The sequence below is a fragment of the Agromyces fucosus genome (assembly GCF_004134865.1).
Taxonomy (GTDB): Bacteria; Actinomycetota; Actinomycetes; order Actinomycetales; family Microbacteriaceae; genus Agromyces; species Agromyces fucosus.
Window position 1 is genome coordinate 404,384 of sequence record NZ_SDPO01000001.1, and the last position, 17,771, is coordinate 422,154.

Annotated in this window: 17 protein-coding genes; 1 reads left to right on the plus strand and 16 read right to left on the minus strand. The window is 71.4% G+C overall.

The window, feature by feature from the left end; translation table 11 throughout:
• Positions 1–5 precede the first annotated feature (5 nt).
• From ESP57_RS01945 to ESP57_RS02020, 16 genes are all read right to left on the minus strand, one after another.
• On the minus strand, positions 6–1,217 hold the full coding sequence (locus ESP57_RS01945; RefSeq protein ID WP_207904462.1) for an acetyl-CoA C-acetyltransferase: 1,212 nt from the start codon (positions 1,215–1,217) through the stop codon (positions 6–8).
• Positions 1,217–1,873 (minus strand): CoA transferase subunit B, encoded by a 657-nt coding sequence (locus ESP57_RS01950; RefSeq protein ID WP_129230390.1) that lies wholly within the window; start codon positions 1,871–1,873, stop codon positions 1,217–1,219. Before ESP57_RS01950 ends, ESP57_RS01945 begins: the two co-directional genes overlap by 1 nt.
• Complete coding sequence (locus ESP57_RS01955) at positions 1,873–2,721, minus strand: CoA transferase subunit A (RefSeq protein ID WP_129230391.1); 849 nt, start codon at positions 2,719–2,721, stop codon at positions 1,873–1,875. Before ESP57_RS01955 ends, ESP57_RS01950 begins: the two co-directional genes overlap by 1 nt.
• Positions 2,722–2,733: 12 nt before the next feature.
• Positions 2,734–3,951 (minus strand): bifunctional 3-oxoadipate enol-lactonase/4-carboxymuconolactone decarboxylase PcaDC, encoded by a 1,218-nt coding sequence (gene pcaDC, locus ESP57_RS01960; RefSeq protein ID WP_129230392.1) that lies wholly within the window; start codon positions 3,949–3,951, stop codon positions 2,734–2,736.
• A complete protein-coding gene (locus ESP57_RS01965; protein ID WP_129230393.1) occupies positions 3,948–5,129 on the minus strand; it encodes a lyase family protein in 1,182 nt (393 codons plus the stop codon). Before ESP57_RS01965 ends, pcaDC begins: the two co-directional genes overlap by 4 nt.
• A 13-nt stretch (positions 5,130–5,142) precedes the next feature.
• Positions 5,143–5,718, minus strand: coding sequence for a protocatechuate 3,4-dioxygenase subunit alpha (gene pcaG / locus ESP57_RS01970; RefSeq protein ID WP_129230394.1), 576 nt, complete (start codon positions 5,716–5,718; stop codon positions 5,143–5,145).
• Positions 5,711–6,505 (minus strand): protocatechuate 3,4-dioxygenase subunit beta, encoded by a 795-nt coding sequence (gene pcaH, locus ESP57_RS01975; RefSeq protein WP_129230395.1) that lies wholly within the window; start codon positions 6,503–6,505, stop codon positions 5,711–5,713. The genes pcaG and pcaH overlap by 8 nt, the downstream gene beginning before the upstream one ends.
• A 2-nt stretch (positions 6,506–6,507) precedes the next feature.
• A complete protein-coding gene (locus ESP57_RS01980; protein WP_129230396.1) occupies positions 6,508–7,689 on the minus strand; it encodes a 4-hydroxybenzoate 3-monooxygenase in 1,182 nt (393 codons plus the stop codon).
• Positions 7,690–7,828: 139 nt separating this feature from the next.
• Positions 7,829–8,581, minus strand: a complete 753-nt coding sequence (locus ESP57_RS01985; RefSeq protein ID WP_056009050.1) for an IclR family transcriptional regulator — start codon at positions 8,579–8,581, stop codon at positions 7,829–7,831.
• Positions 8,568–9,524 carry a LysR family transcriptional regulator gene (locus tag ESP57_RS01990; RefSeq protein ID WP_129230397.1) on the minus strand — a complete coding sequence of 319 codons (957 nt, stop codon included), beginning with the start codon at positions 9,522–9,524 and terminating at the stop codon, positions 8,568–8,570. Before ESP57_RS01990 ends, ESP57_RS01985 begins: the two co-directional genes overlap by 14 nt.
• A 166-nt stretch (positions 9,525–9,690) precedes the next feature.
• Positions 9,691–10,935 (minus strand): MFS transporter, encoded by a 1,245-nt coding sequence (locus tag ESP57_RS01995; protein ID WP_129230398.1) that lies wholly within the window; start codon positions 10,933–10,935, stop codon positions 9,691–9,693.
• An 83-nt stretch (positions 10,936–11,018) separates the two neighbouring features.
• Positions 11,019–12,056, minus strand: coding sequence for a fumarylacetoacetate hydrolase family protein (locus tag ESP57_RS02000; RefSeq protein WP_115957875.1), 1,038 nt, complete (start codon positions 12,054–12,056; stop codon positions 11,019–11,021).
• A complete protein-coding gene (locus ESP57_RS02005) occupies positions 12,053–13,093 on the minus strand; it encodes an amidohydrolase family protein (RefSeq protein WP_115957873.1) in 1,041 nt (346 codons plus the stop codon). Before ESP57_RS02005 ends, ESP57_RS02000 begins: the two co-directional genes overlap by 4 nt.
• Positions 13,090–14,223, minus strand: a complete 1,134-nt coding sequence (locus tag ESP57_RS02010) for an FAD-dependent monooxygenase (RefSeq protein ID WP_129230399.1) — start codon at positions 14,221–14,223, stop codon at positions 13,090–13,092. Before ESP57_RS02010 ends, ESP57_RS02005 begins: the two co-directional genes overlap by 4 nt.
• A gap of 74 nt (positions 14,224–14,297) precedes the next feature.
• Positions 14,298–15,329: a cyclase family protein gene (locus tag ESP57_RS02015; protein WP_129230400.1), complete on the minus strand. Its 1,032-nt coding sequence runs from the start codon at positions 15,327–15,329 to the stop codon at positions 14,298–14,300.
• Positions 15,326–16,327 (minus strand): fumarylacetoacetate hydrolase family protein, encoded by a 1,002-nt coding sequence (locus tag ESP57_RS02020; protein ID WP_243648369.1) that lies wholly within the window; start codon positions 16,325–16,327, stop codon positions 15,326–15,328. The genes ESP57_RS02015 and ESP57_RS02020 overlap by 4 nt, the downstream gene beginning before the upstream one ends.
• A 263-nt stretch (positions 16,328–16,590) precedes the next feature.
• Here ESP57_RS02020 and ESP57_RS02025 point away from each other — a divergent pair, with 263 nt between their 5' ends.
• A complete protein-coding gene (locus ESP57_RS02025; RefSeq protein ID WP_056009080.1) occupies positions 16,591–17,625 on the plus strand; it encodes a VOC family protein in 1,035 nt (344 codons plus the stop codon).
• Positions 17,626–17,771 lie beyond the last annotated feature (146 nt).

Consider the following 17,771-nt stretch of genomic DNA (forward strand, 5'->3'; position numbering starts at 1 on the left):
AGGACTCAGACCCGTTCGAACACGGCCGCGAGCGCCTGACCTCCGCCGATGCACATCGTCTCGACGGCGAGTTCGCGGTCCAGGTCGACCATCTCGTGCGCGAGTGTCGCGAGCATGCGGAGGCCGGTGGCGCCGATCGGGTGGCCGATCGAGATGCCGCTCCCCCGCGGGTTGAGGCGCGGGTCCTCGGCGTCGACGCCCCAGTCGGCGAGGCAGGCGAGCACCTGCACCGCGAAGGCCTCGTTGAGTTCGATCACGTCGAGGTCGTCGAAGCGGATGCCGGCGCGCGCGAGCGCGAGGTTCGTCGCCGGCACGGGGGCCACTCCGAAGCGCAGTGGATCGTTGCCCGCCACAGCCCATGAGACGAGGCGCAGCATGGGCTCGAGGCCGAGCTCGGCGGCACGGCCGGGAGTCGTGACGATGCATGCGGCCGCGGCGTCGTTCTGGCCGCTCGAGTTGCCCGCGGTGACGGTCGCGTCGGGATCGCGGCGCAGGATCGGACGCAGCGCACCGAGCGCCTCGAGACCGGTGTCGGCTCGCGGATGCTCGTCGCGGTCGACGAGCACCGTGCCGCGTCGGCCCGGCACCGGCACGTTCACGAGCTCGGCGGCGAAGGCACCCGACTCCTGCGCGGCGACCGCCCGACGGTGGGAGCGGAGCGCGAGGGCGTCCTGGGCATCACGGGAGATGCCGTACTCGGCTCGGAGGAGTTCCGCGGAGCCGACGTTCCCCTCCGGCGTCGGGAACCGGTCGCCACCGACGGTCTCGCGACCGCGCGAGAGTGCGTCCCGGAGCAGCAGGCCGGCGCCGGTCACGCCTCGGCGCCCCTCGACGGTGTACAGGGGCGCGTTCGACATCGACTCCACGCCGAGCGCGATCACCGCGTCGGCGACACCGGTCTGCACCTCCATCGCGGCGTTCAGCACGGCCTGGAGTCCGGATCCGCAGCGGCGGTCGAGCTGGTAGCCCGTCGTCTCGACGGGGAATCCGGCGTCCAGTGCGGCGACGCGTCCGAACGCGGGCGCCTCCATGGTCGCGTAGCCCTGGGCGCCGATCACGCCGTCGACCCCGGCCGGGTCGATGCCCGTGCGCTCGACGAGCGCACGGAGCACGGTGGTCGCCAGCTCGAGGGCGGTGACGGGTGCGAGTGCGCCGCCCATTCGCCCGACGGGCGTGCGCAGCGGTGCGCAGATGACGACGTCGCGCAGCTCGGTCATCAGGCGGCCGAGGTGACGAGTGGGTCGGCGACGGTGAACGGCGCCCCCGTGGCATCCGCGACCTCGTCGATGCTGACGCCGGGTGCGAGTTCGACGAGCACGAACCCGTGCTCCGTGACATCGAAGACGGCCAGGTCGGTGATGACCCGGTCGACGCACGCCCTGCCGGTGAGGGGCAGGGTGCACTGATCGACGAGCTTCGCGGTGCCGTCCTTCGCGACGTGCTCCATGACGACGATCACTCGTTCGGCGCCGTTGACGAGGTCCATCGCCCCGCCCATGCCCTTGACCATCTTGCCCGGAACGGCCCAGTTGGCGATGTCGCCGGACTGGGCGACCTGCATCGCGCCGAGCACCGCGGTGCCGATGCGACCGCCGCGGATCATCCCGAAGCTCGCAGCGGAGTCGAAGTACGCGGCGCCCGGAAGCACGGTCACCGTCTCCTTGCCCGCATTGATGAGCTTCGGATCCGCCTCGCCCTCCCACGGGTACGGGCCCACCCCCAGGATCCCGTTCTCGGAGTGCAGCACGACCTCGACGCCGTCGGGCAAGTGGTTCGGGATCAGCGTCGGCAGCCCGATGCCGAGGTTCACGTACGTGCCGTCCACGAGCTCACGGGCGGCGCGGGCGGCCATCTCGTCACGCGTCAACGGCATCAGCGGGCTCCTTCGATCTCGTCTCGGCCGGCTTCCGCGGCGCTGAATCCGGGTGTCGCGGGCTCGGCGGATGCCCCCGGTCGGGCCCGCACGGTCGTCTTCTCGATCGGCAGCTCGGCCGCTTCCTCCGGGGTGAGCACGACCAGCCGATCGACGTAGATGCCCGGCAGGTGGATGTCGTCGGGGCCGAGCACGCCCGGTTCGACGAGTTCGTCGACCTCGGCGATCGTGACCCGGCCGGCCATACCGGCGAGCGGGTTGAAGTTGCGGGTCGACTTCTCGAACCGGAGGTTGCCGTGCCGATCGCCGACCGCGGCGCGCACCAGACCGTAGTCGGTGCTGATCGCCCGCTCCAGCACGTACTCGCGAGTGCGGCCGAACGCGTCGAACGGGCGCAGCTCCTTCGGCTCGGAGGCGAGCGCGACCGACCCGTCGACGGCGTACCGAAGCGGCATCCCGCCCTCCGACACGGCCGTGCCGGCGCCTGTCGCGGTGTAGAACGCCGGGATGCCGACTCCTCCGGCCCGGAGCCGCTCGGCGAGCGTGCCCTGCGGGGTCAGTTCGACCTCGACCTCACCGCCCAGGTACTGCCGCGCGAACTCCTTGTTCTCGCCGATGTAGCTCGCGATGACCCGACGGATCCGGCCGGCGGCGAGCAGCTCGCCGAGGCCCCAGCCGTCGACGCCGCAGTTGTTCGAGACGACCTCGAGGTCGCCGACGCCTCGCGCGAGCAACGCGCGGATCGTCACGATCGGCACGCCCGACAGGCCGAAGCCGCCGACCGCGAGGGACGCGCCGGCGGGGATGTCGGCGACCGCGTCGGCAGCGGTCGCGAAGGTCTTGTCCATGGTGCTCCGGGTTCAGTCGTTCGAGTCGGGTGAGGGTTCGGATGCGGCATCCGTTTCGGCGAAGACCGTGCGAGCGATCGCGAAGGCCGCGTTCGCCGCCGGGAGGCCCGCGTAGAGCGCGGTGTGCAGCAGCACCTCCGAGATCTCCTCTCGCGTGAGGCCGTTGCGGAGGCCAGCGCGCACGTGCATGGCGATCTCGTGCTCGTGCCCGCCGGTCGTCAGGCTCGCGAGGGTCGCGATCGAGCGCTCGCGGCGAGCGAGGCCGGGCCGATCCCAGACCTCGCCCCAGGCGTAGCGCGTGAGGAAGTCCTGGAACGCGGCCGTCTCGGGCGTGGTGGCGGCCACCGCACGGTCGACATGCGCATCGCCGAGCACGGCTCGACGCACCCGCATGCCGCGGTCGAGGGCGACGGATGCCTCGGCGGACCGCTCGATCGTGACGAGGTGCTCCGCGATGAGCTCGGCCACCGCCTGCGGCTCCTCGAGCACGGCGAGGTGCGAGGCGCCGTCGAGCACGACGTGCCGGGCGCCGGGGATGTCGTCGGCGAGGTCCTGCATCGAGGCCGGCGTCGTCACGGCATCGTGCTCGCCGCTGAGCGCGAGGGCGGGCACGCCGAGTGCGGCGAGGTCGTGCGTTCGATCGAAGCCGCCGAGCGCCTCGGCGCAGCGGGCGTACGACTCGTCGTCGACGTCGACGAGCGCGGCGAGCGTGCGTGCACCCGGTCCGCCCGACTCTCGGTCGAGGAATCCGGGTGCGAACCATCGCGACGCGCTCCCGGTCACGAGCGACACGGTGCCGCTCGACCGGACCGTGGCCGCCCGGGATGCCCAGCTGTCGGGCGTGCCGATGCGGGCGCCGCTGCAACTCATGACGAGGCCCTGCACGCGATCGGGTCGCGTGACGGCCAGCTCGAGGGCGACCGTGCCGCCGAGCGAGACGCCCGCGACGTGGAAGGCGCCCCCGCCCGCCTCGTCGACGACGGCCAGGACGGCCGCGGCGAGGTCGGCGATCGTGAACGGGGTTGCTGCCGACGGACTCGCCCCGTGACCGGGGAGGTCGACGCGCAGGATCCGGAGGGCAGCGGTGCGCGGGTCGGCGCGCAGCGCACCGACGACCCCGTCCCAGATGGCCGTCGTCGTGCCGAGCGACGGCAGCAGCACGAGGAGCGGGTTCGAGGCGGCCGGCGCGGTGCCAGGAGCGAAGGAGCCGAGCAGACGTGGGACGGTCATGGGCGAGGGCTCTCTTCGGAGACGGCGGAGAACCGGGCGACGGCCCGGTCGACGATGCGGTCGGATGAGGCTGCGAGCACGCGGCGATCCGGACGTTCGCCGGCTGGGCCGGACCCGGCAAGGATGCGCCCGGCACGGTCGCCGTCGAACTCGAGACCCCTGATGAGTCGTGCAGCGGCGACCGAGGCGGAGCGCGCGAGGCGCACGAGGCGGCGGAGCGGCACCCACTCCGCATGCCAGCGGCCCGACGACCGCTCGTCGCCCGAGATCATTGCTGAGGCGACGACCTGCAGCAGGCCGGGAGCCTCGACCGCGGCTGCGGTGACGGCGACCGCGTCGACCGGGTTCCGCTTGTGCGGCATCGCCGACGAGCCGCCGCCCCCGGCGAGGCGCACCTCGCCGAGCTCCTCTCGCGAAAGGAAGGTTGCATCGCCTGCGATGCGCCCGAGCGCCCCGACGACGCTCGCGCTCGCGGCGGCGATCGCGAGGACGGGGGTCCGCTCCGCGTGCCACGAGCGATGCGGATCGCCGAGCCCGAGCCGGGCGGCGAGCTCCGCTCGCACGGCCTCGACGGCGCCGGGCCGCCCTGACGCGGCATCCGCGGCGCTTCCGGTGCCGACCGCACCGCCGAACTGCACCGGGAACCCGAGGGCGGCGATCGCCTCGATGGACGAGGAGACGCCGTCGAGCCAGCCCGCCGCCAGCACCCCGATCGTGCTCGTCTCGGCGTGCCGTGCGACCGATCGGGCGATGCGGAGGCCCTGCCGCTCGGCATCGGCCAGCTCGGCGAGGCGCTCACCCGCCTCGACGAGCGACGCTCGAGTTGCGCGGAGCGCGTCCCGGGCGACGAGCACGAGCGCGGTGTCGAGCACGTCCTGACTCGTGGCGCCGAGGTGCAGTCGGTCGCTCGCGAGGCCGGCCGCGTCGAGCTGCGCCCGGAGCGACGGTACCAGAGCCACGACCGGAACCGCGTCGCGGGACACGCCTGCGACGAGCGCCGCGCGATCGAGCGCGGCCGCATCGAGCGCGTCGGCCTGCGCGTCGAGGGCTTCGGCGAGCTCGCTCCCCCACGCTCGCAGCAGCGCGCGCTCGACCTCGACCATCGCCGCGAGCACGGCATCGTCGTCGGTCCCGACGGCGTCGGCTCCTCCGGGATCCAGCAGTCCCCAGTCCGTCATCGCCGTGCCTCCATCATCGTTCGGTGCCGTAGTCGAGGAACACGGTCTCGCCCTCGCCCTGCAGGCGCACGTCGAACCGGTACGACGACGCCGCGTCGGGCTCGGCCACGAGCGTGCCGCGACGATCGGGGTCGATGCGCGTGAGGAGCGGGTCGGCGGCGTTCGCCTCCGGCTCGTCACCGAAGTACGCCCGCGTGAAGAGGTGATGCAGCACACCGCGGGCGAACACCGTCACGAGCAGGTACGGGGCCGACCCGTCGCGCATGGCACCGGGCTTGATCGTCGTGAAGGAGTAGTGCCCGTCGCGGTCGACCGCGGCACGCCCGAAACCGGTGAAGGCGTGCTGGTCGCGGTCGAGGGATCCGCGTTCGGTCGAGGCCAGCCCCGCGGCATCCGCACCCCAGATCTCGACGATCGCGTCGGGAATCGGCTCACCTGCACCGTCGAGGACCGTGCCGTGGACGCGCACCGCGTCAGGCTGCCAGGGCGCTCGCACCTCGGGCCCGCCCGGATACGGCAGTGCGTAGCCGAAGAACGGGCCGACCGTCTGCGACGGGGTCTGCCCGAGCGGTCGGTGCTGCTCAGACATGGTCGGCGTCCTCCGGTTCCATCCAGGTCGAGCGCGGGCCGGTGAGCACGACGTCCCAGCGGTAGCCGATCGCCCACTCGGGCTCGCTCACCTCGTGGTCGTACCCGGCGACGAGTCGCTCCCGAGCGGCCGGGTCGACGATCGACTGGTAGATCGGGTCGAGCGCGAAGAGCGGGTCGCCCGGGAAGTACATCTGCGTGACCAGGCGCTGCGTGAACGCCGAACCGAAGAACGAGAAGTGGATGTGCGCCGGCCGCCAGGCGTTGCGGTGGTTCTTCCAGGGGTAGGCGCCCGGCTTGATCGTGGTCAGGCGGTACGAGCCGTCGTCGCCCGTGACGATGCGGCCCACGCCCGTGAAGTTCGGGTCGAGCGGAGCAGGGTGCTGGTCGCGCTTGTGCACGTAGCGCCCCGAGGCGTTGGCCTGCCAGATCTCCACGAGCTGATTGCGAACCGGGCGTCCGTCGCCGTCGAGCACGCGCCCCGTGATGATGATGCGCTCGCCGAGCGGTTCGCCCGCATGCTGGATGGTGAGATCGGCCTCCTCGGGCGCGACGTCCGTGTGTCCGAACGCTGGCGACACGAGTTCGATGTCCTCGGGATCGGTGCGCACGAGCTCGTGCGTCGGATGCCGCAGGAGGGTCGAGCGGTACGGCGCGAAGTCGCGGCGCGGGTGCGCGCGAAGTCCGCGGTCGGATGTCGCCAGCCGACGTTCGCGGTCATGCCGGTCGGCGATCCCGTCGCTGATGACCTGCTGCGACGGGTCGGGGTGGGAGACGGTCGGATGCATGGTCACTCCGTCGTGAAGGGAAGGCCGGCATACTGCTCGGCGAGGCTCTGCCGCGCGGCGCGCGACCCGGTGACGTACTCGAGCCGGCCGACCTGGCTGCGGTACGAGAAGGCCCGCGCCGCGGCATCCGCCCCCTCGTGGACGTGGAGGAGGTCGGTCATCCACTCGGAGAACTGCTGCACCTTCCACTGGCGGGCGAGGGCCGCGTCGCTGTAAGCCAGGAGTCCGCGCTCGTCGCCGAGCTGCAGGGCGGCGATGAGCGCGCGCCCGAGGAGCACGACGTCGGCGATGGCCGAGTTGAGGCCCTTCGCACCGGTCGGCGGCACGATGTGCGCGGCATCGCCGACGAGGAGGAGCCGGCCGTGCGCCATGGTGGAGGCGACGAACGAGCGCATCGGCGTGATCGACTTCTCGAGCACCGCGCCCTCGTGCAGGGTCCAGCCGTCGACGCCGAGCCGGGTCTGCAGCGCGTCCCAGATGCGGGCGTCGGACCAGTCGTCGATGGATTCGTCGTGACGGACCTGCAGGTAGAGGCGCGAGACCTCGAGCGAGCGCATCGAGTGCATCGCGAAGCCGTCGGGGTGCAGCGCGTAGATGAGGTCGTCGGTCGATGGCGGGACGTCGGCGAGGATGCCGAGCCACCCGAACGGGAACGAACGCTCGAACGCCCTGATGCCGGGGATCGCCGGTCGGCAGACGCCGTGGAACCCGTCGGCGCCGACGATGACCTCAGCGTCGATCGAGGTCGTGGCACCGGCATCCGTGAAGCTCACGCTCGGGCTCGAGCCCTCGAGCCCGGTCGGGGTGACGTCGGCGACCTCGAACCGGATGTCGCTGCCGAGCCGGTCGTGCTCGGCGAGCAGGTGCCGAACGAGGGCCTGCTGGCCGTAGATCGTGACCGTGCGGCCCACGAGTTCGACGAAGTCGACGAGGTGGCGGCCGCCCTCGAACTGCAGGTGGATGCCGTGGTGCGTCAGCCCGCGCTCGCGGAGATCCGCGTCGAGGCCGAGTTCGGCCAGCGCATCGACCGAGCCCTGCTCGAGCACGCCGGCACGGACGCGGCCGAGCACGTACTCGCGCGACCGGGCCTCGAGGATCGTGAACCCGATGCCTGCTCGGTGCAGGACGTGCCCGAGCAGGAGTCCGGCTGGGCCGGCTCCGATGATGACCACCTGGGATCGCAACGCTGCATCCTCTCGCGTCTGTGGGAAGGTGCTGCCATCGTGCGTCGCACGAGGGTCGCACCGCATCCCCGATTCCATCCGATGGAATCGTGCGACGTCGCGTGAGCCCTGCACACCAGGCGGAACGACGGACGTGCGCCTACGGTCGGTGTCCGAGCGCCGCGGAGATGCCCCGGCCCGCGATGCGCACTCCGAGGGCGAACTGCGGCTCGTCCAGGCGCTCGACGTGCGCGATGATCGACACCGCCGCGACCACGTCGCCGGTGGCGTCGCGCACCGGGGCGGCGACCGAGAAGGCGCCCCGCGTCAGCGCCTCGACGGACGTCGCGATGCCCGATGCGCGGATCCGGGCCATCCGTTCGCGAAGCGCATCTTCGTCGATGATCGTGCCGGGAAGGAATCTCCGCGGACCCGCGGCGATGACATCCTCGAAGACCCCGGGCGGCGCGAACGCCAGCAGCGCCTGGCCGACTCCGGTCGCGTGCAATGGCAGCCGGGAACCGATGTCGGTGATGGACGGCACGGCGTGAGCTCCCGACATCCGCTCGAGGTAGACCGCGCCGAGGCCCTCGCGAACCGCGAGGTGCACATGCTCGCCCGTCGACTGGAAGAGGTCCTCGAGGTAGGGCTTCGCCGCGATGCGGAGTCGCCTCGACGAGGGCTGGCGCACCGCGAGCCGCCACAGCTTGATGCCCACGCGATACCGGCCGTCGCCGGAGCGCGTGATGCCGCCCCAGGCGACCCACTCCCCGAGCAGTCGGTGCGCGGTCGACATCGGAAGCCCCGCCCGCTCGGCGATCTCGCTGAGCGTCAGTTCGTCGCCGCGCTCGAACGCGTCGGCGATCGCGAAGAGCTTCTCGGCGACCCGGCGGTCGTCGTCACCGCGGGGCATGGGCCGGCCCGTCGGGGGCGGGCGCGGCGGCGAGTCCGGTGCCCGCCTCGGCGAACAGACCGCGCATCCACTCGTGCTCGGGATCACGTCGATGCACGGGATGCCACCAGAGGGCGTTGTGGATCTCGGTCGCCTCGAACGGGGGCGCCAGCACGCGGAGCCCGGGCATTGCGCGCACGATGCCGGCGAGGCCGGCCTGCACGAGTCCGAGGCGCCGAGTGCCGGCAACGAATCCGGGCAGGCTGAGGAAGCTCTCGACGACGACCTCGACGCGCGGTTCGATGCCCAACTGCTGTATCTGCCGGGTCGCCGACGTGAACGCCGATCGCGACTGGTACGTGAAGACCCACGGCAGAGCGGCGAGGTCCTCCATGCTGAGCGCCTCGCCGACGTCGGGATTGTCGTCGGCGGCCACGATGACCCAGCCGTCGGTCCAGAGGTCGGTGTAGGGAAGGCCGTCGAGGAATCCGTGCGGCATCAGCATGCCGTCGGCGCTCCGGAGCCGAGTGGCCGCATCGTCGACGATCTGCGGAGTGTGCAGCAGGAAGCGGAATCGCACGCCCGGCGCTCGCTCGGCGGCGAGCATGGAGACACGACGCCCGATGGTGGCGAACGCGTAGTCGGACCCGTACACGGCGAACTCGCGGGTCGACTCGCGCGGGTCCCACTCGGCCTGCGACTCGAAGACGCGACGGGCGGCGTCGAGGGCCGAGGCGGTGTGCTCGGCGAGGCGCGACGCGAGCGGCGTCAACTCGTAGGTGTTGCCCTGCCTTGCGAGGATCGGGTCGTTGAAGTGCGCGCGCAACCGTGAGAGCGAGGCGCTCAGTGCCGGCTGGCTGAGCCGTAGGCGCTCGGCGGCGCGCGTCACGCTGCGTTCGGTCAGCAGGGCGTCGAGCGAGATGAGGAGGTTCAGGTCGAGGCGCGAGAGGGAGCGATCGGACACGGCATCGTGCTTTCGGATCAGGTGGAGCGGAATCCGAGCTTATCAATCCCCGCGATGGGCCATTGGTTGAGTATCGAAGCCGTCGATGAGAGATCGACGGCTCGGCCCGCACAGCAGGCCCGCACGCCCGGCGCCGCGCTGGTGGCGAACGCCGGGCGTGGCCGGCTCAGGCCGAGACCGTCTCGGAGTCCACCACGGCGGGCCGTCGCAGCAGCACTCCGAGGACGATCGCGACGACGGCGGCCGCGATGCCGACGACGCCGACCGCCACCGACAGGCCGCCGACCGCGGCCCCGAGCGCGCCCATGAGGATCGGCGTGAGGAACTGGCCGAGGTAGAACGAGGTCTGCCACCATCCGGTCGAACGACCGCGCTGCTCGAACGCGATCTTCGACAGCGCCCAGGTGAGGAGCGTCGGCAGCAGCAGGCCCGAACCCGCCGAGGCGATGATCGCGCCGACGATCACTGCCGGGAGCCCCCCGCCCAGCCAGATCACGAGCATGCCGATCGCCTGCAGGCCGAACGCGATCGGCAGCTGCACCCGCGGCGCGAGCTTGGCGATCCGCGCGAACGTGAACGCTCCGGCCGCGGTGGCGAGCGAGGCAAGCGCTGCGGCGAGTCCGATGACGCCCGTGTCGGTCGCCGCCACGCCCGTGCCGACGACGAGGTAGCTCGTCTCGATGATGAGCACGTAGAACGTGAACCCGCCGAAGAGCGTCACCACGAGCGGAGCCGCGAGCAGCTTCCAGGGCACGCGCACCTTCTCACCTGCGGCGATGCCCGCCACGTGCGCGTCGGTGCGGTCGTCGCGGCGAGGCTCCCACAGCAGGAAGATCATCGGGACCGCGATGAGGATGCTGATCGCGTACACCCAGAACGGCGTGTGCCAGCCGGCGACGCCCAGCGCGCCGCCGACGGCGATGAAGACCGTCGCCGCGAGCGTCGTCACGACAGTCTGGAGTCCCAGGTACCGGGTGCGCCGCTTCTCCTCATGGAAATAGTCGACGATCAGCGTCGTGCAGACCGTCATGATGGCCGCCTCGCAGACGCCGACGAGCACGCGACTGAAGAGGATGAGCTGCAGGTCCTCGAGCCAGGCCGGCGCGGTGCCGACGAGCGCGTACGCGAACATCGTGACGAGCAGCAGGTTCTTGCGCCCCAGACGGTCGACGATCTGGCCGGCGAACGGTGCGAAGATCGCGATGATGAGCGCGGGGATCGCGACGATCATCGGCACGAGCACCTCTGAGCCGGGTTGGTCGCCGAACACCTCGGAGAGCTGGGGAAGGATCGGCGTGATGAGCACCGATCCGAGCACGGGCATGCAGCTGCCCGCGAGCAGGAGGACCGCCTGCCAGAAGCCGGCGGTGCGGGCGGCGACGGGCTGCGTCGCCGGGCGGGTATTCGTCATTGAATCTCCTCGATCGGTGGTGGGGATGGGTGGTGCGTTCGTGGTGGCGGGTGGCGGGTGGCGGTGGCCTCGGCACGTCCCGGTCAGTGCGCGGCCGCAGGCGAGACGTACGACGGGTCGACGGGTGCCCCGGGTCTCGCGCGCGAGCGGGTTCGCGCAGGGCCGATCCGCGGAGCGGCGATCGCCGCCCCGACGACGTTGCGGATCTCGCCGATCCCCTCCACGCGCATGACGACCTGATCGCCCTCGACGAGGGGCGCCGGCACGAGCGTTCCGGCCCGCCCCCAGAGCTCACCGAGGCATCCGCCGTTTCCGGCCGTGCCGGAGCCCAGCACGTCGCCGGGCACGACCCGCGAGTTGCGCGAGGCGTAGGCGACGAGCTCGGCGAAGGGCCAGCCCATGTTCGAGAGCAGGTCGATGCCGATGCGGTCGCCGTTCACGAGCACCTCCATGCCGACCTGGAGGAACCCGTCGGCGTCGTGGCGTCCCGCGAACTCGTCGGCCGTCACGATCCACGGGCCGAGGGTCGTGGCGAAGTCCTTGCCCTTGCAGGGCCCGAGCCGCACCTTCATCTCGCGGGCCTGGAGGTCTCGTGCCGACCAGTCGTTGAAGATCGTGTAGCCGAAGATGTGGTCGCCGGCTTCGACCGGGTCGAGGTTCGAGCCGTCGCTACCCTCGACTCCCCCGATCACCGCCGCGACCTCGAGTTCGAAGTCGAGCCGCTCCGTCACGGGCGGGTGCACGGTCGCGCCGGTCGCGATCACGGAGTGCGGGTTCGTGAAGTAGAACGTCGGGAACTCGTACCACTCGGCGTCCACGCCCTGCCCGCCCGAGACCGAGCGCACGACGCCCTCGACATGCTCCTCGAACGCGACGAAGTCGCGCACGCTCGGCGGCACGATGGGCGGCAGCAACCGCACGTCGGCGAGAGGCGTCCGCCGGGCCGGCTCGGAGTCGGCGGCGGCGGCGGCGGCCGCAGCATCCGCGATCCCGGGCAGTTCGGCCAGCCCCATGCGCAGCACATCGAGCACGGTGAGCTCATCGGGGAACCGCTCGACGTGCGCATCGACGACGAAGCCCTCGCCGAGGACACCGAGGTGCTCCCATCGCGCGATCCTCATGGCGACACCACCCGATCGAGCGCGGGAGACAGCGCCGGGATCAACGACCGGATACTGCCCGACAGGATCGCGCGCTCGGCGACCTCGCCCAGCCCTGCCTCGCGCACCAGTGCGACGGGATCCTCCACGCCCATGTCGAAGGGGAAGTCGCTGCCGAGCACGACCCGGTCGGCACCGGCTGCGCCGACGAGCGTGCGGAGGCCCGCGGCGTCGTGCACGAGCGAGTCGAACCAGAGACGTCGCAGGTAGCTCGACGGCGGCTCGATGCATCCGTGAGCCTCCGGCCGCACGCGCCACGCATGGTCGCTGCGGCCGAGGTACCCGGGCAGGTAGCCCCCGCCGTGGGCCGCGACGACGCGCAGACCGGGATGCCGGTCGAGCACTCCCGAGAAGATCAGGTGCGAGAGCGCGACGGCGTTCTCCGTCGGCTGGCCGACCGTGTTGGCGAGGTAGAAGCGGTCGAGCCGCTCGTCGAGCGTGCAGCCGAACGGGTGCAGGAAGACGACGGCCTCGAGCTTCTCGGCCCGTGCCCAGAACGGTTCGAGGCGCTCGTCGGAGAGCTCGACGTCGCCGGCGCTCGAGGAGATCTCGACCCCGGCGAGCCCGAGCTCGAGCACGGCGTACTCGAGTGCGGGAACGAGGAGCGCCGGATGCTGAAGCGGCACGAGGCCGAGGCCGAGGAGTCGGGCGGGGGCCGCAGCCACGAGCTCCGCGGTCGCGAGGGATGCCGCCCGTGCGATGCGGTCGGCGAGCACGGCATCCGCCCACGGGTAGTAGTGCGACGGCGACGGGGAGACGACCTGGATGTCGATGCCCGCGTCGTCCATGGCCGCGAGGCGTGCCCCGAGATCGGTCAGCTTCGCGAATCGCTCGCGGATCATCGCCCCGGACGCAGCCTGCGACTCGGGTCCGTTGCGCCGGGCCTCGAGGTCCGCAGCGGCCGCGAACCCCTCCGGATCGGCGGCCTGCACGACGCCCTGCAGCGCCGGCAGCAGGACGTGCGCGTGCACGTCGACGACGGGATCGTTCGCGCTCATGCCGGCTCGCTCACCAAGGAGCCGACTCGGTACATGAGGCCGGGCACGTCGGCGTCGCGATCGTGGTCGAGCATCCACTGCCCGACCTGCACGGATGCCTCGACGACGGCCTTCGCGCGCGGGAGACGCCGAGCATGGAACTCTTCCCATAGCGCAGCGTCAACGGCATGACGGGCCAACAGCAGCTCGGCGAGGACGAGGGCGTCCTCGGCGGCCTGCGCGGCGCCCTGGGCGATCGTGGGCGGGCAGCTGTGGGCGGCGTCGCCGATGATCACCACGCGGCCGCGGTTCCAGGCATCGGGCACCAGGTGAGCGGTGAACCAGGTGTAGTTGACGCGGGCCGATGCCGTGAGCGAGGTGCGGATCTCGTCCCACGGTCCGCCGTAGCCCTGCGACAACTCGCGCATGAGGTCGATGCGCTCGGTCTCCCCGAGGTCCCCGTGGTCCTGCGCAGCCTCGACGAGGTACGCGTACATGGAGTCCTCGCCGGTCGGGCAGTATCCCGCGATGAATGCCGGGCCCCCGTAGTAGAGGTCGGTGTGCGTGACCGACTCGGGTCGGGGCACGAACGCCCTCCAGATGCCCATGCCGGTGCGGTGCGGAGCCACGTCGATGCCGAGCATCGAGCGGATGCCGGAATGCAGGCCATCGGCGCCGATGAGGAGGTCGTAGCGGTCGGTGCGCCCGTCGGAGCGCGTCACGTCGACGCCGGCGTCGTCCTGCGCGAACGACGTGACCGTCGCGGCGAGGTGGATGTTCGCCCCGACCTCCCGAGCGCGCTCGGTGAGGATGCGGGCGAGGTCGGGCCGGTACATGCCCGCGGTGGCCGGGTACTCGTCCCCGCCGGTGCGCTGGTCGGGGATCTGCGCGAGCACCGGTGCTTCCGGGCCGGGCGCACGGATACCGAGCACGTCGAAGGAGTAGGACTCCTCCTGCACGGCCGGCCAGATGCCGAGCCGTCCGAAGACGCGGAGCGCGTTGCCCTGCAGGGTGATGCCGGAGCCGAGCGCGCCGGGGTCGGGCTTCTGCTCGAACACGTCGACGTGCACGCCGCCCTCTGCCAGGAGGATCGCGGCGGCCATGCCGGCGACCCCACCCCCGGCGATGGCGACTCGAGAGACTGCGGTCATCGTTGACTCCTTGTGGTTCTGCGGTGGTGCGTCGTGGTGATTCTCGGCGCTGTCGCGCGCCGTCGTTGAGCTGGCTACTTGAGGGCGATGGGGTTCACGGGTGACCCGACAGCGCCGGTGATCGGCAGCGGCGGTGCGGTGAGGAGGAACTCGTAGCGACCATCGGCGGCGCAGTCCTCGGCGAGTGCGTCGAGGTCCCACATCTCCCCCACGGTCAGCCCGATGTTCGGGATGACGACCTGGTGCAGCGGCTGGAACGCGTCGTCGAACTCGTTGGGCCGCACCTCGAAGCCCCACGTGTCGGTCGCGATCGCGGCGACCCCGGTGCGGTGGATCCATCCCGCCGTGGTGAACGAGAGACCGGCGCTGGGGCCGCCCGCGTACCCGTTCCATCCCTCGCGCCTGGCGCGCGTGTAGCGGCCGGTGCGCACGAGGACGAGGTCGCCGCGTCCGACGCGCGAGGTCGGACCCTGCGCTTCGATGCAGGCCTCGAGGTCGTCGACGGTGATCGCGTAGCCGTCGGGCAGCTCGTCGCGGCCGGCTTCGTCGAGCCGGGGCCCGAGGAGTCGGCCGAGGTCCAGCAGCACACCACGGCCCACGATGGCGGATGCCGCGTGCTCGATGCCCGTGACGAGGTCGCCCTCGCTCGTGACGACGCGGCCGGCCGGCCGGCCGTTCCAGGCCATGCCGCGATCGAAGATGTGGCCGAGGCCGTCCCACTGCGTCGAACACTGCAGGGGCATCGCGATGACGTCATCGGCGCCGCCGAGGCCGTGCGGGAACCCCTGGCCGATGAATTCGGCGTCGGTGCCCGTGTCGAGCATGGTGTGCACGGGGTTCGTGCGGCGGCGCCAGCCCTGCTGGGGGCCGTTCATGTCGAACGGCTGCGAGAGCGAGAAGGATGCACCGCGTCGTACGAGCGCCGCTGCCCTGGCCCGGGCGTCGTCGTCGATGAGGTTGAGCGTGCCGAGCCGGTCGTCCTCGCCCCAGCGGCCCCAGTTGCGGTACGCCTCGGCGGCGGCGGCGATGTGGCTCAGCGGGTCGGTGCGGTCCAGTTCGCGTGGGTCCTCGGTGAGGGCGCTCGGGTGTTCGCTCGTGGTCCTCATGCCGGCACCCGTGCAGCCGCGGCGTGCACGACCTGCGAGCCGAGGCCCTCGATGGTGCCGACCATGACGTCGCCGTCGCGCAGCATCCGTCCGTGCACGACCCCGTTGCCGGCTGGACTTCCGGTCAGCAGGAGGTCGCCGGGCAGGAGCGGCATCGTCTCGGAGGCTGCGGCGATCAGGGCGGGGATGTCGAAGAGCAGGTCGTCCGTCGTGGCATCCTGCATCGTCTCGCCGTTGACGGAGAGCGTGAGGCGGAGGTCTCCCGCGTCCGCGATGTGCCGTGCGGGCACGAGGAACGGCCCGGTGGGCAGGAACCCGGGCGCGTTCTTCGCCCGGTACCAGTCGGTGCCGATCTCCTTCATGTCCTGGCGGAACACGAGGTCGCGCGTCGTGACGTCGTTGACGATGGTGTAGCCGGCGACGTGCGCGAGCGCGTCCTCCCGGCTCACCCGGAAGGCCGGCGCGCCGATGACGACCGCGAGCTCCAGCTCCCAATCGTGCTGGTCGCTGTAGGCGGGCAGCTCGAGGATCTCCTCGGTACCGACGACGCACGCGGGCAGGCCGATGAAGAAGTACGGGATGCCCTCGCGGGCGCGCCGATCCATGAGTTCGGCGGCCCATTCGCGCAATTCCTCGACCGGGCGGGGGTCCTGCTTCGCACGGCCGGCGACGACGAGGTCGATGACGTGCGTGCGGTAGTTGGCGCCCGTCTGCAGCACCTGGCGCGGCTCGACGGGCGCGAGCAGGGTGACCGACGCGAGCGGCAGCCAGACGGCAGCCGACGGGTCGGCGTCGTCGGCGGACTCGGCTGCGAGCGGTTCGAGGCGATCCCATCCGGACTCACCCTCCGCGAGGAACTCGTTGAGCGTGTCCGCGCCGAGTTCCGCCGCGGACAATGGGCGGATGCGATCGCCGACGACCAGTCCGGGGACGGGGCCGGCATCGGATGCGAATCGCGCGAGGGCGAAGGGGACGGTCGGGCCTGACGACGTCGTCACGTGTGGATCTCCGTTCGCCGGATGCTTCGGTGCATCCGGTGTGCTCGATCCAAGTGCGTCCGTGCGCATCAGGAAAGCGGAGATCGCTGATGTGACACATCAGCCTGAGTGATACTCGCCCCGTCGGCAGTGAACTCACGAGTATCACCGCCATCGATGCGCGGTATCCGTAGATTCACCTTCCCGGATACCACTGCGGCGCTCAGGGTGGTTCTGTGGCGCCACGTGCGCACAGCCCAACCGGAACGACCGAAGGATCAACGATGATCAAACTCCTCTCCCACCTCGCGCACGTCGAGATCGCGGCGCCCGACCCCGCGGCATCCGTCGCCTTCTACGAGCGTCTCGTCGGAGTCCGTGCGATCGCCAGCGAAGGCGGCAAGACGTACCTGCGCTCGTGGGGCGACTACTACGACTACAGCCTCGTGATCTCGCACGGCGCCGAGCCGGCGCTCGTGGAGATGGCCTGGCGCACCACGAGCGACGAGGCGCTCGACGAGGCGGCTCGCCGCATCGAGGCCGCCGGCGTGACCGGCGTCTGGCACGACTCCGGCTTCGGCCACGGTCGCTCGTACACGTTCACCGGGCCCTTCGGCCACACCATGAAGCTCTTCTGGGACGTCGACAAATACCGGGGCGAGGGCGAGTTCGCCTCGGTCTTCCCCGACCGTCCCGAGCGTCGCAGCCGGCACGCGGTGGGGCCGCGCTCACTCGACCACGTGACCGTCGCCGCCCGCGACGTGCGCGGCTTCGCCGAGTGGTACCGCGACGTGCTCGGCTTCCGCATCATGGCGTACACCGTGCTCGACGAGGCACCGGTCACCGTCTTCGGCGTCATCACGACGAACGAGAAGTCGCACGACCTCGGGGTGGTGCTCGACACCTCGCAGCGCGCCGGCCGGGTGAACCACTACGCCTACTGGGTCGACACCCGCGAAGACCTCCTCCAGGCTGCCGACGTGCTCATGGAGAACGGCGTCGCAATGGAATACGGCCCCTCGATCCATGGCATCGGCGAGCAGAACTTCCTCTACTTCCGTGACCCGAGCGGCATGCGCGTCGAGGTCAACACAGGCGGCTACCGGAACTACGTGCCCGACTGGGAGCCGAACGACTGGAAGCCGTCACAGGGCTCGAACAACCTCTACCGCAACGGCGCGATGCCGATGTCGATGACCGAGTCGTTCCCGCCGGATGCCGCACCGTCGGCCACCGAGGAGGGACTGCACCCCGACACGGCCGAGGTGATCATCGCCGACGCTCTCGCGAACCCGTACGCGAAGCAGGGTCGCGGCTGATCGTTCCCAGCAGAGTCGGGCCGCTCGCCCCGGGAGACCGGGACGGGCTGCCTCGTTCATGCTCCAATGCGGAACGCGGTCATGCGATCACACAGGTACGGCCCGCGTTCTCCGTCGCGCCGTGCCCGGCCGGCTCGGCGGCGGCG

Excerpts from the sequence above, each read along its gene's own strand:
- ESP57_RS01945 (WP_207904462.1), bottom strand. The coding sequence starts at position 1,217 with ATGACCGAGCTGCGCGACGTCGTCATCTGCGCACCGCTGCGCACGCCC.
- ESP57_RS01950 (WP_129230390.1), bottom strand. The coding sequence starts at position 1,873 with ATGCCGTTGACGCGTGACGAGATGGCCGCCCGCGCCGCCCGTGAGCTC.
- ESP57_RS01955 (WP_129230391.1), bottom strand. The coding sequence starts at position 2,721 with ATGGACAAGACCTTCGCGACCGCTGCCGACGCGGTCGCCGACATCCCC.
- pcaDC (WP_129230392.1), bottom strand. The coding sequence starts at position 3,951 with ATGACCGTCCCACGTCTGCTCGGCTCCTTCGCTCCTGGCACCGCGCCG.
- ESP57_RS01965 (WP_129230393.1), bottom strand. The coding sequence starts at position 5,129 with ATGACGGACTGGGGACTGCTGGATCCCGGAGGAGCCGACGCCGTCGGG.
- pcaG (WP_129230394.1), bottom strand. The coding sequence starts at position 5,718 with ATGTCTGAGCAGCACCGACCGCTCGGGCAGACCCCGTCGCAGACGGTC.
- pcaH (WP_129230395.1), bottom strand. The coding sequence starts at position 6,505 with ATGCATCCGACCGTCTCCCACCCCGACCCGTCGCAGCAGGTCATCAGC.
- ESP57_RS01985 (WP_056009050.1), bottom strand. The coding sequence starts at position 8,581 with ATGCCCCGCGGTGACGACGACCGCCGGGTCGCCGAGAAGCTCTTCGCG.
- ESP57_RS01995 (WP_129230398.1), bottom strand. The coding sequence starts at position 10,935 with ATGACGAATACCCGCCCGGCGACGCAGCCCGTCGCCGCCCGCACCGCC.
- ESP57_RS02000 (WP_115957875.1), bottom strand. The coding sequence starts at position 12,056 with ATGAGGATCGCGCGATGGGAGCACCTCGGTGTCCTCGGCGAGGGCTTC.
- ESP57_RS02005 (WP_115957873.1), bottom strand. The coding sequence starts at position 13,093 with ATGAGCGCGAACGATCCCGTCGTCGACGTGCACGCGCACGTCCTGCTG.
- ESP57_RS02010 (WP_129230399.1), bottom strand. The coding sequence starts at position 14,223 with ATGACCGCAGTCTCTCGAGTCGCCATCGCCGGGGGTGGGGTCGCCGGC.
- ESP57_RS02015 (WP_129230400.1), bottom strand. The coding sequence starts at position 15,329 with ATGAGGACCACGAGCGAACACCCGAGCGCCCTCACCGAGGACCCACGC.
- ESP57_RS02025 (WP_056009080.1), top strand. The coding sequence starts at position 16,591 with ATGATCAAACTCCTCTCCCACCTCGCGCACGTCGAGATCGCGGCGCCC.